This is a genomic window from Bdellovibrionales bacterium (genome assembly GCA_019750295.1).
Lineage (GTDB): Bacteria > Bdellovibrionota > Bdellovibrionia > Bdellovibrionales > JAGQZY01 > JAIEOS01.
The window spans coordinates 1-16,359 of record JAIEOS010000007.1; the positions used below are offsets into that span (position 1 = coordinate 1).

The following is a 16,359-nucleotide window of genomic DNA, read 5'->3' on the forward strand; positions in this document are numbered from 1 at the left end:
ACTTTAAATTTTAATTTTTTATATTTTAAACTCGAAAAAACATGAATTGCTGCAGCTTATCCACAGATCCGGGTATCAATACCGGGATGCGCCTTGGTGAAATATGCGGGCTTTGTTGGGATCAAGTCAACTTTCAGTCTCGCCAAATCGTGGTACGTCGAACGATGTCCAGCAAAGGATTGCAAGAAAGCACGAAGACCAAACGTGTGCGCTACGTCCCGATGAACCACCAAGTTTTTTCCTTACTTGAGAAACTCTCTCGGCAAAGCAAATCGGATTTTGTTTGTTTGAACGAAAAAGGAAATCACTGGAATGTTGACCATTCAGGAAGATGGTTTAAAGAAGCTCTTGATAAAGCCAAAGTAAGAAAAATTCGCTTTCATGATTTAAGACATACCTATGCGAGCCAGTTTATGATGAACAACGGAAACATTTATGATCTTCAAAAGATTTTAGGTCATACGGATATGAAGATGACGATGAAGTATGCGCATCTCAGCCCTGATCATCTGTTGTCAGCATCAAACGTTGTTAGCTTTAGCGGTGGAAGTGTCGAAGATTTACCAGAAAATGACCAAAATATTTTGGCGCTCCGATAATCGATAAGTATTTGAATTACTTAGAAAATTTGGCGGAGAGAGTGAGATTCGAACTCACGGAGCCCGCGAAGGCTCGCCGGTTTTCAAGACCGGTGCTTTCAACCGCTCAGCCATCTCTCCGTACATGAATTCGGTTGGATTTATTCTTATAAAATAAGGGCGCCGGGGAGTCTATTTGAAATGTCTTTTTGGGGTCCACCCGGGCCAATTACTGCTGGGCAGCATTGTTCAGGGGATTCGGAGGCCTGGGCTGACCCTCGCCTCTCCCCGTAACTCTACTTAATAACTTCGCAGCCCATGTAGCGCTGAAGAACTTTGGGCACTTTCACGCTGCCGTCTTCCTGTTGGTAATTTTCGAGGATCGCCACGAGAGTTCTCCCGATCGCAAGACCCGAACCGTTGAGCGTGTGCACAAACTGAGGTTTGCCACCGCCTTGAGGTTTAAAACGGATATCTGCACGCCGCGCCTGGAAATCTTCGAAGTTCGAGCACGAGCTGATCTCGCGATACGCCTGCTGACCTGGGAGCCACGCCTCTAAATCATAGGTTTTCGCAGAGTTGGGACCAATATCTCCCGAGCATAAAAGCATACGGCGGTAAGGGATCTCTAATTGATTGAGGACCTCTTCTGCATTTGTCGTTAAGCGCTCATGCTCTTCGTAAGATTTATCAGGGTGAACAAAGCACATGAGCTCCACCTTTTGGAACTGGTGCTGTCGAATCAAACCCTTCACATCTTTTCCGTAACTTCCCGCCTCGGATCGAAAGCAAGAGCTGTAAGCCGCGAATCGTTGCGGAAGATCGCTTTCGTTTAAAACTTCGCCATTATAGAAATTGGTCACCGGAACTTCCGCCGTGGGAATTAAATAATAATCGGTGCCGGAGAGATGGAACACGTCTTCCTTAAATTTAGGAAAGTTTCCCGTTCCGTACATGGCATGACTGTTGACCATATACGGGGGAATCGCTTCGCGATAACCATGCTTCTCCGAATGAAGATCCATCATAAAGCTCGAGATGGCTCTCTCGAGGCGAGCCCCTAAACCCATGAGGAATGTAAAACGGGCACCAGCCACTTTAGCGCCGCGATCAAAATCTAAAATTTTTAATTTTTCACCGATCTCGCCGTGCTCCTTGGCTTTAAAAGAGAACTTTGTAGGTTCACCCACTGTGCGAATCAGTTGATTGTCTTGCTCGCTCGTCCCGGCCGGCACGTTGTCATTCAGCTTGTTGGGGAGGCTCGATAAAAGATCGCGGACTTCTTCCTCGATATCCTTTGTTTGTTTCTCTAAGCCCTTTACTTCTTGGCTGAGAGCCTGCATCTCTGTAAGTAGAGCCGAGGCATCTTGTTTTTGCCTCTTGAGTTGCGCAATTTGCTCGCTGACTTTATTTTGATGAGCCTTTTTGGACTCTGACTCTTGCATGCTCTTTTTACGAACCTGATTCATCTCCATGATCTTTTGCAAGAGAGAAAGATCGCCATTGCGTTTTTTAAGCGAGGCTTCGTAACTTTTAAAGTAGCCTTCGTCTTCTAAATTTTTGAGATAAATCACTTGAGAACTCCTTTAACCAACAATTGCTGTATGTATATACAATTTAAACAGCACTCCGATCAACACTAAGCTGAGGAGCAAGATCACCGAAGTTAACAGACCCCAATATCGCGTGATCCGCGCAATGACTCCCATCGTAACAACGACAATAAACATGAAGACCAGAATCCCGGTATGCCAGATCGCCTCACTCGTGACAGCGAGGGTGAGTCCCAAGAAAACTCCCGAAGCTAATCGAACTAGAAAAATTAAAAATTCGAGGAGTGATTCTTTTAAACTAAATTTAATGCGCTCAGCAAATTCTCCCATAATCCCCTCACTGAAGTTCTTTCATTATGCGCTCGATATCACCGCGATCCGGCGCGTTTGGCGCTAAGGCCAAGTATCTCTCATAGGCCGTATAGGCTTCAACTAATAATCCCTGCATATGGAAAGTTGCACCTAGCTCTTTATAAATGTCGGGATGGCCCGACTCTTTTTGGGCCGCTTGATCTAACATAGTGACCGCCGATTCTAGAGCCCCCGAAAGACGGTAACAACGAGCCAAATTAATATAAATATCTGCCGTTTGCGGCCGCTTAGGAATGGCCTTTTGATATTCGGTGGCGCAACTGGAGTATTGGCCCATACGATAGTAAGCCTCGGCCGCTAATAAGTAAGATTCTGCGATGTTGGGGTTTATGTGTTGCTCCATCTGAGCCATTTCGAGAGCCTTAGTAAAATCTTTGCTCTCTAATGCCGCTTTCCCCAGATTGTAATACACCTTAGGAAATCTTTTGTTAATTTTTAAGACACGAGAGAACTGAGCTTGAGCCGAAGTATAATTTCCGGCACCCATGTAAAGCTCTCCGGCCAAAAACAATGGTGTCGGATCCAGTGGATCTAAGCTGGCAGCGGTCAGATACATTTCGAGAGCCCGATTCACATAGCCCTCCTGCTTATAAACCATCGCTAAACTCAGAATCGAAGGTTTATCATCTTTCTTCATAGAGATGATCTGTTGGAGCACGGGCCGAGCCCCACTCCAGTTTTTTTCTTCGATAAAAATATCTGCCAAAGTTTTTTTGTAGGCGATGACGTCAGGAGATTCTTCGATTTTCCGGTTGATATAATCGATCCCTGCTCCGGGCCCGTGCAAGTTCGCGATCACACGTGCGTAGAGGCAATGATTTTCTGGAGAGTGGGGATCAATCTCCAAAGTTTTATTGATCGAAGAGAGCGCCGCCTGATTGTCTCCCAAACTGATATTGGCTTTGGTGATAATTTGCATCGCTCCCACGTCCATGGAGTAATAGCTCAGAGCCTTTTCGGCAAAGGATCTCGCGGATTTAAAATTCCCTCGCAAGTACTCTACTTTTGCAAAACCTCGAGAGATTTCGTTATTTCTGGGGAAGCGATTTTGAACATTCTTTAAGATCTGTGCCGCGCCTTCGTAATCGTAGCGAAAAGAATAATATTCGGCGAGAGTCACATAGGCCGAAACTAAACCCGGATCGGCGTGAATCGCGCGCTCGACCCATTTGATCGCTTCGGAACTCTGATTGAGCTCCCACAAAGACTGCCCGGCATGGTAGGCCGCTAATGCATTTGTGGGATCAGCCTCAAAAGCTGAGCGAAATTCCGCTTGGGCCGCAAAATAGTTTCCGAGCTTCATATAAAGGGTTCCAAGGTAGAGCATGTTGCTACTATCTAACTGCACGCTCTCAAGAGCACTTCGCCCTCCTAAATTGACGATCAGGGCTTTCACATCGGCATTACTGGAATCGATGGAAAAAGATTTGTTGGCATATTCTAAAGCCTCTCTTTTGTTTCCTTGAAGCTGACTCACCTGAGCCATCACGTAATAGGCCTCGGCTTTAATATCCTGAGGGAACTTTTCTGAGGACTGTAATGCCTTTTGAATATAGGTCACCGCTTTGTCCGCGTGACGAAACGCTTGAAACTCAAGAATCCCCAGCTCCATGGTCGCCAAAGTGTGCCCAGGATAATGTTTAAGAGCTTCACCATAGGCGTTCAGTGACTCGGCGTAACGACCGAGCTTCCGCTGCGTGCGCGCCTCCTGAAGGATGGGTTTAATCCAGGGCTTTAAACGGGTTTGTGAAGACCAGAGCTCCCGCACCTTTTGAAAATAGTAAATCGCCGTCGAATACTTTTGCTGCTGCTCAAGAAGATCTCCCATCAGTTGGTTAAAAAATAATAACCCCGGATCTCGTCTGAGAGCATCTTCCATATAGTTTTTTGCGGGCTCATACTCGCCAACGGTGACAAGATAGATACTGTAACAAACACCACTTGCGGATTTATCGGACTGTAAAACCGAAGCGGCTCGAAAAATAGAATAGATCGTATCGATGTCTTTGGAATCCTGAAAGGAATACGGCCATAACTCTTTATACGTAATACAAAGCAGTTCCATGGCCTCGGAGGCTCCATTGTTTTTTTCGATCACCGTCGCCAAGAGCTCTTGAGCTTTTTGATAATCTTCGATGGTATGTTGAAGCAAATGAAGAATCGCCTTTTTAAGATAAGAGTCGTAGGTATTGGGGGCATCACTGGCTCCCGTCATCTTGACCATTCGTAAACGAATGCGATCTTTTGTGGGCTTTGTTGTAGAAAAAAACACCATTCCCACGGCGATGACTACAAAAGCGATGCCGCCGATGACGAACAGATTAAAAAACTTTGCAAATATATTTTGTGAGGGCGGGGTTGGCGCTTTCGATGCAGGAATGTCCGAATTGGTATTCGCCTCGAGCTGACGGCGCTCGAGCTCAAACTGAATCATTTCCTCTTTTTTTTGTTTGTGGAACTCTTCGATCTGTTGCCACAGTGGCTTTTCAACCACCGCTTTTTTATTGCCGGTGATTTCGGTTTGTTCGCTGACCTCGTCCCCCTGAATCTCGGTGGTCTCATCCTTCACCTGATTCATCTCTTGATTCAAACTTTCAACGAGCGCATCGAAAAACGGCGGATACTGGGTGATGGGAAACCATCGCGTTTCGCCGACTCTGGAAATCGACTCTTGACCCGAAAAATAACCCTGACGGATGTGTTCTATCACATCTTTATCGCTCAGCGGTCCTTTATGCTGCCCTTGAATGTTTCTGACGTACCAGCTGTTATCTTGTGACATATATTATTTGAGTCGTTTAATCTGCGCCCCTAAAGCTAATAGTTTACCTTCGAGATTTTCATATCCACGATCTAAATGATAAATGCGACCGACAATGGTTTCCCCTTTGGCAGCTAATCCAGCGAGAATCAAACACGCGCTGGCGCGAAGGTCCGTCGCCATCACTTGGGCTCCGATCAGCGAGCCCGGTTTTCCGTGAATAATGGCCGTGTTGGACGATATGGTGATGTCTGCCGCCAAGCGATTTAATTCTTGAACGTGCATAAAGCGGTTTTCGAAAACGGTCTCTTTGATCACCGAAATTCCGTCGGCCTCTGTCATCAATGTCATAAACTGTGCTTGGAGATCGGTCGGATACCCAGGATAAGGCCCTGTCGCCATGTCTACGCCTTTGTAGCCATGACTCTTAAGAACCGTCACACTATCTTTACCGAGTTCCATCTTTACTCCGCTCTCCTGAAGCTTATGTAAAAATGATTCGAGATGTTTCGGGTTACAGTTTTTAACCGTCACTTGGCCATGCGTAATTGCAGCCGCAATGATTAATGTTCCGGCCTCGACACGATCAGGAATCACCGCGTGGTCGGTCGCCTTCAGCTGATCCACACCCTGAATTTTGATAAGACTCGTCCCATCACCTTCGATTTTAGCGCCCATCTTTCGTAAGTATTCCGCTAAATCATTAATCTCCGGTTCTTTCGCGGCGTTTTCGATAATGGTTTCCCCGTCCGCAAGTGTCGCCGCCATCATAGCGTTTTCGGTACCGCCCACTGTGGGAAGCTCGAACGTAATTTTCGCGCCCTTGAGTTTTTTAGTCTTAGCGATCACATAACCGTTTTCGAGTTTCATCTCGGCATCGAGAGACTTCATGGCTTCCAAATGTAAGTTAATCGGACGCGCACCGATAGCACAACCTCCGGGCAAACTCACCTGCGCCTCGCGCATTCGCGCAAGTAATGGTCCTAAACACAGAATGCTCGCGCGCATTTTTCTTACAATGTCATAATCGGCATGAGTTTTGAGCTTCTCGGGCACATTGATTTCGAGAACGTTGCCTGTCAGTTGTGTTTCGCAACCCAAAGAATTTAATAAGAGATTTGCAGACTCGATATCATTCAGCCGAGGAACATTACTTAAGCGATGGCGACCGGGCGCCAGAAGTGCGGCAAAGACTAAAGCTAGAACTGAGTTTTTGGCTCCGCCGGTTGTGACTTCTCCATTTAATACTTTTCCACCGACGACACTCATTTTGTCCATGGCTCATCCTTTATCACTGCGCCGCTTTTTCCGCGACGATGACTCGCTCAATATCTGCAAAGTCTTTATATGTTTTTATGTTCATCAGGCCCGCATCGCTACAAATCTTTCGAAGAGCTTCGTGCTGACCCTCACCAAATTCAAAAATAATTTTCCCACCAGGTCTCAGTGCTTGAACGCTCCACGGAATCCACTGCTTATAACAAAGTAATCCGTTCTCTTCCGCAAACAGCGCTAGCTCCGGTTCGAAGGCGCGTACATTTTTTTCTACGCGCTCATCGGTCTTATCTATGTATGGAGGATTCGAGACGATAAGGTCAAATTCCCCCCACTTTTTAAACGCCAGCACATCACCAGTTTCGTAGATAATTCTATCACTTACACCGAGTTGTGTCGCGTTTTGTTTTGCGACCTCCACCGCTCTCGGCGATACGTCGCAAGTCCAAAGTCGTGTGCGGGGTCGATCGCGCAATATACTAATGCCGATACAACCCGAGCCGCAGCCGAGATCAGCGATCGTCGATAAAGAGGAGATCTCCAATGCCTTTTCCACGACCAACTCGGTTTCTGGTCGAGGAATGAGTACGTTCGGATTGACCAAAAAGCGACTCTTATAAAAATCTTTATAGCCCACAATGTAAGCCATGGGATTTCCGGCTTGGCGAAGGGCCACAATTTCCTGGGCCTTCACCTGGCTCTCGGGAGTTACCGTCTCTTCGGAGTCGGTGATCATTTGGGATTTCGTTTTCCCTAAGACATACTCCAAGATAAAAAAGGATTCTTGGAAAGCATCGCCATCGAGTTTGTCTTTAAGTTGTTCGTAGATCTGTCTTCGAAGCGCTTCGAGTCTCATCGCTGAGTTTCGTTCGCCTTAAGTGCTTCTGCCTGATAGTGAGTGATCAAAGGTTCGATAATAGGATCGAGATCACCCTTCATGACTTCGTTGATGCTATGGAGAGTGAGACCGATGCGATGATCGGTGATGCGCGATTGCGGGAAGTTATAGGTGCGAATGCGCTCGGATCGATCCCCGGTTCCAATTTGACTCAAGCGCGCGTCGGAAGCATCCTTCACCGCTTTTTGTTCTTCGATATCTTTCAATTTCGCATAGAGAATTTTAAAGGCTTTGTCTCGGTTGGCGTGTTGAGAGCGACCATCCTGGCAATACACAACAATGCCTGTTGGATTGTGGGTCAGTCGGACCGCAGAGTCCGTTTTATTGACGTGCTGACCACCCGCCCCGCTGGCGCGCATAGTATCAATACGCACATCCGCAGGATTCACCTTTACATCCACCTCTTCGGCTTCGGGAATCACCGCTACGGTGATCGTCGAAGTGTGAACGCGGCCCTGAGCCTCGGTCTTAGGAACTCGTTGAACCCGATGGACGCCGCTCTCGTACTTCAGGGTTGAGAAAACTTTTTCTCCCGTCACACTAGCGATGACTTCTTTATAGCCACCGGCATTTCCGGGAGAGATCGAAAGGATTTCGGAGGTCCAACCTCGCTGGGATCCGTAATGAGAATAGGCGCGGTAAAGCTCTTCGCAAAATAGACTCGCTTCGTCGCCTCCGGCACCGGCGCGCACTTCGAGGATCACGTTTTTATCGTCGTTTTTATCTTTAGGGAGAAGGAGGAGTTTAAGCTCTTGCTCAAGGGCCGGGATTTGCTTTTCGATGGCGGCCATTTCGTCTTTGGCCATGGCGCGAAGTTCGGGATCAGACTCCGTATCGAGCATCTGTCGATTGTTCTCGAAATCGGTCTTGAGTCTTTTATAGCTTTGGTAAACAGAAACAACTTTGCCGAGCTCTGCGTGCTCTTTCATTAGAGATCTGAATTTGTCTTGATTGCCCACAACTGCAGGATTCTGCAGTTGGTGCGTGATCGACTCGTGCTTTTGCACGACTTCATCTAGTTTATCAAACATGCTGCTCTAACGAGAGAAAGGAGAAAGAAAGATTACTTGGCTTTTAAATTAAAGTTTGCGTATTTCTTCTTAAACTTTTCAATACGGCCTTCGGTATCGATTAATTTTTGTTTACCTGAAAAGAACGGATGGCAAGCAGCGCAAATATCGATGTTAATTTCTTTAGCCACAGATCCGGTAGTGAACGTGTTACCGCACACACAAGTGACTTTTGCTTCAGTAAAATACTTTGGATGAATTTCCGCTTTCATAACGCATTACTCCATTGATCAGGGAAGATTACTGTTACCATAGTGAACGAGTCCGGTCGAGTATAATTTAGGCGAATCCGCGAGTTATACACAAAATCGAGTCTATTCCACCGAGTTATCCACAGGACACCGCTAAATCTGGACCAATATCCTGTTTGCATACCCTATATGTAGGGGTCGCCCTGGTTAAAACCCTACATACTGCCTTCTAAATGTGCGACCTTAGCGTCATTTAGCAAGATTTTCGGGGAAAAAAGGGCACCGTGTGCCCAATTCTTAACCCATTCCACCCAAAAATTGAGTGTTGGTTTTTGATTCCTTCATCTTATCTAGTAAAAATTCCATGCTATCGACCACATTCATCGGAGCGAGAACTTTTCTGAGAATCCAAAGGCGATTGAGATCACCCTTTTCCACCAACAAGTCCTCTTTACGAGTTCCTGATTTGTTGATGTCCATGCAAGGGAAAATACGTTTTTCCATCAGCTTGCGATCCAAGTGAATCTCAGAGTTACCTGTACCTTTGAATTCTTCGAAAATCACTTCATCCATACGCGAACCCGTATCGATAAGGGCCGTGGCGATAATCGTTAAACTGCCACCCTCTTCGATATTTCGAGCCGCTCCGAAGAACCGCTTCGGTTTATGAAGAGCATTGGAGTCCACACCCCCCGAAAGAATTTTTCCAGAGGGAGGAACGACAGTGTTGTAGGCACGAGCTAAACGCGTGATTGAATCCAATAGAATCACCACATCGTGTTTGTGCTCCACAAGACGTTTCGCTTTCTCTAAAACCATTTCCGAAACTTGAACGTGACGAGTGGGTGGTTCGTCAAACGTCGAACTAATCACTTCACCCTTTACGTTCCGAGACATATCGGTCACTTCCTCAGGACGCTCATCGATCAAAAGTACGATCAGCTTTACGTCAGGATGATTTTTAGAAATCGAGTTTGCGATATTTTGGAGAAGAACTGTCTTACCCGTACGAGGAGGAGCAACAATCAATGCACGTTGACCCATTCCGAGAGGAGCCATGAGATCCACCACTCGAGTCGTGAAATCTGTAGGACTGTGCTCTAACTTTAAACGCTTGTCGGGATAGAGCGGAGTTAAGTTATCAAAAAGAATTTTCTCTTTTGATTTTTCCGGCGGTTCAAAGTTGAGTTCTTCTACTTTTAAGAGAGCAAAATATTTTTCGCCCTCTTTCGGGGGGCGAACGGTTCCGCTCACCGTGTCTCCGGTGCGCAGACCAAAGCGACGAATCTGAGAAGGACTTACATAAATATCATCGGGACCCGGAAGATAGTTATAATCTGGCGAGCGTAAGAAACCGTAACCATCTGGGAGAATTTCTAAAACGCCATCGCCGTAAACGTCGACGAGAGTGGCGGCGCGCTTAAGAATTTCGAAAACCAGCTCCTGGCGACGAAGTCCTGAAGCATTCTCAATTTTAAGTTTTGCTGCAAAACCTAAAATGTCCGCAATTTGTTTTGATTTGAGCCCTTTCGAGCTCAGAGCGGATTTTTCATCCTCGGTCAGATTAATATCAGAGAGATCGACCTTTTCGTCAGGGAGGCCGCTGTGTTGAGGAGGGTGAGTTGTGTCTTCGAGGTCGTCGTACTTTTGAAAACTGGGCGAGTTGTTGCGCTTAGGCTTCCAGTTGTTGTTATTATTATTGTTGTTGTTATTGCGATTATTGTTGCGATCGCCGCGGTCGTTTCTGTCGTTACGGTCTTTGAAGTGGGACCGACGTCCGCCGCCGCCTCCTCCGTAGTTCTTGTTATCTCTGCCACTCGCTTCCCGAGGCTCTCTTACGCCTTCTTTGCGACGGGGCTCTTGCTCTCCCCCGGGAGCTTCGAGATCTTTAAGATCCTGGCTCGGTTGCTCCTTAGCAGCTTTCTCTTCGCTAGCAGGCTTTTGTGGCTTATCTGATTCTGACATTAAGACTCCGGGTTATTTTTTTTGATTTATTTTGTTGAAAGAAAATTCATGGATTTTTTTGGATTTGGCTAAAAAGAACTAACCTTAGGTTTTCGATTAATTTGACAAAAATTAGTAGATACACAAGTTCTAACTTAGTTCGTTTATCATTGTCAATCGGGGGTGGTGGACATTTTTGATAAGGAGGTCGTCGTAATCTCGCTTTTACGGCTCAAATCAAGGCCTTGACGACCTTTCCACGATATAGGAAGTCGCTCCAAAACGGGACGTTGGCGAGTCCGTATTTTTGTCAAACTTCTTATCACCCTGGTCATCGCTGCTCCGACATGAGTCAGAAATCGTATCCTTAAGGTCCAGATTCGGTGAATGTGAGCGGCTTTGTATAATTTTTCACTAGCTGACTCCCGATACATTGAAGGTAACACTAAGGAGCGCCTCGAATGTCTGAAATCGTTAAACCTGCTGACAGAATTCCTCTAAGACTTCCCATCGAATTTAGAAAAACCTATGCTCGCCAGTCTGAAAAAGGCGGCTTGGTCAATATTAGTATTACGGGTGCCTTCCTTGAACATAGAACGGAAGAGCTCGAAATTAATGATCAGATCAATATCCATTTTCGTGTCAGCGGCAGAGAGCGAGTTCTTCAAGCGACAATCGTTTGGAAAAGCAATGCCGGAGCCGGTGTACGTTTTTCTCCCGACAATCAACAAGACGTACAGATCATCGATGATTTGATGTACTTCGTAAAAGATCATCGTGAGAAGAAAAAAGCCGTTCTTCATAGCATCTTTAGCAAAGTTTAAATTTTTATACGTCATTGTGAACATGAGTAAAGAATCTCAAATAAAAAAAGGCGCCTGAGTAGCGCCTTTTTTATTGCTTAGAGATCCTCGTGCGAGCCTAGCTGTATTTTACTTTTTTGCGTCCGCGGCGGATAAAGATCAGTAGGATGAGAGCTGCAAGGATCAATAGACCTCCAAGAACGGCCATCATCATTGAATCATCTTGACCACCCATCATTGATGCTAATCCATCAGCCGGAGGAGCCGGAGCTGCCATCATGTCTGGCGGCGGAGGAGGTGGTGGCGCCACTGGTTCTTGAGGTGGAGGCGGAGGAGGAGGAACTTCCTCAACTGCGGCCACTTGTTGCGGCTCTTCCATAGGCGGTGGCTCTTCAAAGCCGGCTTCCGAAGGTGCTGCGGGCTCCGGTGGCAACTGCTGCTCAGGAACAGCGGCTTGCTCTTGAGGCGCTTGAGGCTCTGGTGGCAACTCTTGTTGAGCTGCGGCCACCGGAGTAGCTACCGGAACAGACATACCATCAGGCCAGTATCTTAAGTTAGAACCGGCAGGAAGACTCCATTTGTCGTCCACATCGTTGGTGGCCCAAATCTCCATCCAACTGCGAGAGTGACCCAAAAGATTCTGGGAAACTTTTCTAAAGTTTTCATTTTTGGCGGCGGTGTACATTTGTGGTTGCACCCCAGCCTCTTCCCAATACAAAAGAATCTGGCTGCTGTCCGCAGGGTTGCGTGCAGATGCGTAATAAATTTTATCCCCAACATTAAGCTCTCTGCCGCGGAAATGACTATTCCAACGTAAAAGATCTTTGGATTTACTGCTATCGCCATAAATTTTGTTGGCAACACCACTCATCGTATCGCCAGACCGAGCAATGTAAAGTCGGTTGATGAGAGAGCCACTATCTTGATAAGGCGTCTTCTTCATCTTCTTAACGGGAGTCCAAGTTTTTGTTTCAGATTCAGAGGTTGAATCTTGAACATACGTTGTGGTTTCCGTTGTTTGAGTGACGGCAGGAGTTTCGTTGGTGGCTTCAGCGACCTCAGTCGTTGTTGAAGTCTCTGACGACTCCGTTGTTGTTCCTTCCGAACCTACAAACAAAGTCTCTTCTTGATTTCCCTCGATGGGAGCATCTGGAAGCTCTTCCACCGATGCGCTGGCAGACTTACTGCCATCGGATCCGTAATCGTCGTCTGGATATTCGTCGATGACTTCTTCTTCATCAACACTTGTAGAAGCAACTTCTTCAGTACTGCTCTCTTCGTCGCTGCTGCTCTCATCGCTGGATTCATCGGAAGTCTCTGAACTCGCTACTGCTTCATCTGAAGACTCCTCATCCGAGCTGAATAAACTACAGCCGTTGAGCGAGACCATAGAGATGATCATCACGCAGATCAGAAGATATTTTCTAAACATAGTTGCCGTCCTCTGGTTACTAAAAATGTCGTCCTTGACTTAAATCATTAAAACACAGGAGTTTTTGTTTGAAAACGAAATGCGTGGGCCAGTCTAGGGTTGGCCTTAAGGCCATCTCCTCAGACTATTTTTTAAATTCGAAGACCGAACCAATGGCTATATTCTTTCGTTTAAACCAACCTACAGATACTTCGAGTGCATACTTCGCCGGCTGGGCGCTTCGGTAGCTCGGGAGTTGACTGTCTTCCACTGGACCTAGGGGCGGTTGCATATCGAGAACTTGGAGAAGTTTTCTATTTTTATCAAAGAATCCAATACTCAGTGGAATGAGTGTGTTCTTCATCCAGAAGGACTGAAAAACTTCGTCCTCAGAGACGAATAACATTCCCTCGGTATCAGCTAAATGCGGACGGTTCATCAGCCCGTGCGCTCTTTGTTCAAAAGTTTCAGCGACCTGCACCGTCAGTTCCACTTTGTTTGTTTTAAAACACAACTTCTTGGTGGGAAACTTCACTTCGGCGAGCCCCAACGGACTCAGTATTGTTGTTAAAACTAAAATGGCAGAAAAAATCGAGAGCCTCACGGTTTTAACTTTTCCTTGAGGAGTCGGTTGACGGCATCTGGGTTCGCCTGGCCTTTAGAAAGCTTCATCACTTGTCCCACGAAAAAGCCGAAGACTTTATCTTTGCCTGACCGATACTGTGCGACCTGATCCGCGTTTTGTGCCATCACGTCCTCGATAATTTTAATGATCGCAGACTCATCGTTAATTTGCTCAAGGCCCAACTTTTTGATGATGTCCTCGGGCGCGGCCTTGGAAGTCCACATTTCCGAAAAGACTTGCTTAGCGATTTTACCTGAGATCGTTCCGCTTTCGATGAGGCGCACCAGTTGTCCTAGATTTTGGGACGTCATGGGCGAGTGCTCGATTTCGACCTTGTTGTCTTTGAGTTCTCGCATGAGCTCGGACATCACCCAGTTGGAGGCCATCTTGGCATTTCCGGAAACCTTCACCACCTCTTCGTAGTATTCGGCCATGTTTTTTTCCTGAGTCAGAACACTCGCATCATACTCCGGAATTCCGTAGGATTCGACAAAGCGTTTTGCCCGCGCAAAGGGAAGTTCGGGCAGCGACTTTCTCGTCTGCTCTATCCATTCCTTTCCAATAATTAACGGTAAAAGATCGGGATCTGGAAAATAGCGATAATCTTGCGCCTCTTCTTTAGAGCGCATGGAGAAAGTCTTATTTTTCGTCGAATCGTAAAGCCGTGTTTCCTGAACAATCTTTTCTCCCGCTTCGACACAGTCAATCTGACGTTGGATTTCGTAGTCGATGGCCTTTTCGATAAATTTGAAAGAGTTTATGTTTTTAAGTTCGGTTCTCGTACCCAGCTTAGGGTCACCCTTTTTTCGAACACTGACATTGCAATCGCAGCGCATGCTACCCTCTTCGAGGTTACCATCGCAAACTTCGATATAACGAAGGATCTGCCGAATGGCTTTGACGTATTCGGCAGCTTCGACGGAACTGCGAAGGTCTGGAGCAGAGACGATTTCTAGGAGTGGAATCCCGGCGCGATTCAAATTGACGAGCGTGTACTCGCCGTGATGCATGGATTTACCCGCGTCTTCCTCGAGATGAGCTCGCTCAATCGTCACCCGATGCAATTTTTCGCCCACGTAAAACTCCACGTAGCCGTTGGAGCAGACAGGCTTGTCATACTGTGAGATTTGATAACCTTTGGGGAGATCCGGATAAAAATATTGTTTACGAGAGAAGATCGAATGGGGATTCACGGTGCAGTTGAGCGCAATTCCCGTTTTAATCGCTAAATCCACGGCGCGTTTGTTAAGTACAGGTAAAGTCCCCGGCATGCCTGCGCACAGAGCCGTCACTTGATCGTTATCGCCTTCTCCGAATTTGGTGGAAGCGGTGGCAAATATTTTAGTTTCCGTGAAAAGTTGAGCATGGATCTCCAAGCCGATCACAGCTTCGTAATCACTGTACGCCATGGGGTCTCTTTCCTTTCATCGGGCTGATGTCCTCGACCATTTGTCCCAAAGATAACATGAATTTCTCCCCGAATTGCGGAGCAATCACTTGCACTCCGACTGGTAAGCCTTGAGCATTCACTTCGGTGGGAATCGTCATCCCGGGAAGTCCCGCCAAATTGATCGAAGTCGTAAAAATATCATTGAGATACATCTGGACTGGATCGTTGATGCGCGTTCCGGTTTTAAATGCTGGAGACGTCGTCACGGGTCCCAAAATCACATCACATTTTTTAAAGGCTTCGACAAAGTCATTTTGAATGAGGCGACGAACCTGACTCGCTTTGAGATAATAGGCATCATAATATCCGCTGGATAAGGCAAATGTTCCTAAAAGAATACGGCGTTTGACCTCGCGACCAAAGCCTTCCCCTCGAGACTGAGAGTACAATTCGTCCAGGCTTCCCCAATCTTTTCCCTCGGGCTGAGCCCGATACCCGTAGCGAATTCCATCATAACGAGATAGATTGCTCGAGGCCTCGCTTGTTGCGATCATGTAATACACCGGCACCGCTGCAGATGTATGAGGAAGATTCACGTCAACAAATTCAACTCCCAATTTTTTAAGATTCTCTACCGTATCCCAAAACGTTTTCTTCACGGAGTCTTCAACATTATGCTCAAAATATTCTTTGGGAAGACCCACCTTCAGCCGCTGGGACTTCCAGTCATTCGACGTATGAAGCCGATCCCAAGGTAAAGTGGTGGTAGTGGAATCTTTAGGGTCATGTCCACACATCCCGTCGAGGAGCATGATATTATCATCTACCGAACGAGCCATGGGGCCCGCCTGATCTAAGGAGGAAGCAAAAGCCACCATTCCAAAGCGACTGATTCGTCCATAGGAAGGCTTGGTTCCGGTCAGTCCACAAAAAGCCGATGGCTGCCGTATGGAGCCCCCGGTATCAGAACCCAAGGAGGCCGGAGCGAGGCCACCGGCAACTGCGGCCGCAGATCCACCGCTGGAGCCCCCCGCGACGTATTCTGTATTCCATGGATTATGACAACCTCCAAAAATGGAAGTCTCATTCGACGAACCCATAGCAAATTCATCCATGTTCGTTTTGCCGAGGATGATCGCGCCCTCGTCTTCTAATCGTTTCACGCACGTCGCCGTGTAAGGTGGCACAAAATTATGAAGCATTTTGGACGCCGCCGTTGTTTTAAGATCCTTAGTGCAAAAAAGATCTTTAATCGCCAAGGGAACTCCCGCGAGAAATCCAACAGACTCTCCCTTGGCTATTTTTTGATCGATTTGTTCTGCGCGTTTTAATGCTTGCTCGTTCAACGTTACGAAAGCGTTGTATTTAGAATTCTCTCGAGCGATACGATCAATGTAGAACTGCGTAATTTCTTTGGCGGATACTTTTTTCTCTGCGACGTGTTTGGCGATTTCTCTCACCGATAAATTTAATAAATTCATATCACCC

Annotated in this window: 14 protein-coding genes and 1 tRNA gene; 2 read left to right on the forward strand and 13 right to left on the reverse strand. The window is 46.8% G+C overall.

What is annotated here, in order from left to right; genetic code table 11:
* Positions 1–41: 41 nt before the first annotated feature.
* Positions 42–599, forward strand: coding sequence for a site-specific integrase (locus tag K2Q26_01090; GenBank protein ID MBY0314082.1), 558 nt, complete (start codon positions 42–44; stop codon positions 597–599).
* A 30-nt stretch (positions 600–629) separates the two neighbouring features.
* On the opposite strand, the gene K2Q26_01095 is transcribed toward K2Q26_01090, so the two are convergent.
* The 9 genes from K2Q26_01095 to rho all read right to left on the reverse strand — a co-directional run bounded on the left by K2Q26_01095 (position 630) and on the right by rho (position 10,237).
* Positions 630–719 (reverse strand) — tRNA-Ser (locus tag K2Q26_01095).
* Between the two features lie 155 nt (positions 720–874).
* Positions 875–2,149 (reverse strand): serine--tRNA ligase, encoded by a 1,275-nt coding sequence (serS, locus tag K2Q26_01100; GenBank protein MBY0314083.1) that lies wholly within the window; start codon positions 2,147–2,149, stop codon positions 875–877.
* A 15-nt stretch (positions 2,150–2,164) separates the two neighbouring features.
* Positions 2,165–2,461: a hypothetical protein gene (locus K2Q26_01105; protein ID MBY0314084.1), complete on the reverse strand. Its 297-nt coding sequence runs from the start codon at positions 2,459–2,461 to the stop codon at positions 2,165–2,167.
* A 7-nt stretch (positions 2,462–2,468) separates the two neighbouring features.
* Positions 2,469–5,285, reverse strand: coding sequence for a tetratricopeptide repeat protein (locus tag K2Q26_01110; protein MBY0314085.1), 2,817 nt, complete (start codon positions 5,283–5,285; stop codon positions 2,469–2,471).
* 3 nt (positions 5,286–5,288) lie between these two features.
* A complete protein-coding gene (murA, locus tag K2Q26_01115; protein MBY0314086.1) occupies positions 5,289–6,533 on the reverse strand; it encodes a UDP-N-acetylglucosamine 1-carboxyvinyltransferase in 1,245 nt (414 codons plus the stop codon).
* Positions 6,534–6,555: 22 nt separating this feature from the next.
* A complete protein-coding gene (gene prmC / locus K2Q26_01120) occupies positions 6,556–7,395 on the reverse strand; it encodes a peptide chain release factor N(5)-glutamine methyltransferase (protein ID MBY0314087.1) in 840 nt (279 codons plus the stop codon).
* Complete coding sequence (gene prfA / locus K2Q26_01125; protein MBY0314088.1) at positions 7,392–8,468, reverse strand: peptide chain release factor 1; 1,077 nt, start codon at positions 8,466–8,468, stop codon at positions 7,392–7,394. The genes prmC and prfA overlap by 4 nt, the downstream gene beginning before the upstream one ends.
* A gap of 32 nt (positions 8,469–8,500) precedes the next feature.
* Positions 8,501–8,719, reverse strand: a complete 219-nt coding sequence (rpmE, locus tag K2Q26_01130) for a 50S ribosomal protein L31 (GenBank protein MBY0314089.1) — start codon at positions 8,717–8,719, stop codon at positions 8,501–8,503.
* Positions 8,720–8,995: 276 nt separating this feature from the next.
* On the reverse strand, positions 8,996–10,237 hold the full coding sequence (gene rho, locus K2Q26_01135) for a transcription termination factor Rho (protein ID MBY0314090.1): 1,242 nt from the start codon (positions 10,235–10,237) through the stop codon (positions 8,996–8,998).
* Positions 10,238–11,103: 866 nt separating this feature from the next.
* Between rho and K2Q26_01140 the strand changes: the two genes are divergently transcribed.
* Complete coding sequence (locus K2Q26_01140; protein MBY0314091.1) at positions 11,104–11,466, forward strand: PilZ domain-containing protein; 363 nt, start codon at positions 11,104–11,106, stop codon at positions 11,464–11,466.
* 97 nt (positions 11,467–11,563) lie between these two features.
* On the opposite strand, the gene K2Q26_01145 is transcribed toward K2Q26_01140, so the two are convergent.
* The 4 genes from K2Q26_01145 to gatA all read right to left on the reverse strand — a co-directional run bounded on the left by K2Q26_01145 (position 11,564) and on the right by gatA (position 16,352).
* Positions 11,564–12,877: a LysM peptidoglycan-binding domain-containing protein gene (locus K2Q26_01145; GenBank protein ID MBY0314092.1), complete on the reverse strand. Its 1,314-nt coding sequence runs from the start codon at positions 12,875–12,877 to the stop codon at positions 11,564–11,566.
* A 124-nt stretch (positions 12,878–13,001) separates the two neighbouring features.
* Entirely contained in the window at positions 13,002–13,460 is a 459-nt protein-coding gene (locus K2Q26_01150) for a DUF192 domain-containing protein (protein MBY0314093.1), read from the reverse strand.
* Positions 13,457–14,890, reverse strand: a complete 1,434-nt coding sequence (gene gatB / locus K2Q26_01155; GenBank protein ID MBY0314094.1) for an Asp-tRNA(Asn)/Glu-tRNA(Gln) amidotransferase subunit GatB — start codon at positions 14,888–14,890, stop codon at positions 13,457–13,459. Before gatB ends, K2Q26_01150 begins: the two co-directional genes overlap by 4 nt.
* On the reverse strand, positions 14,877–16,352 hold the full coding sequence (gatA, locus tag K2Q26_01160) for an Asp-tRNA(Asn)/Glu-tRNA(Gln) amidotransferase subunit GatA (GenBank protein MBY0314095.1): 1,476 nt from the start codon (positions 16,350–16,352) through the stop codon (positions 14,877–14,879). The genes gatB and gatA overlap by 14 nt, the downstream gene beginning before the upstream one ends.
* Positions 16,353–16,359 lie beyond the last annotated feature (7 nt).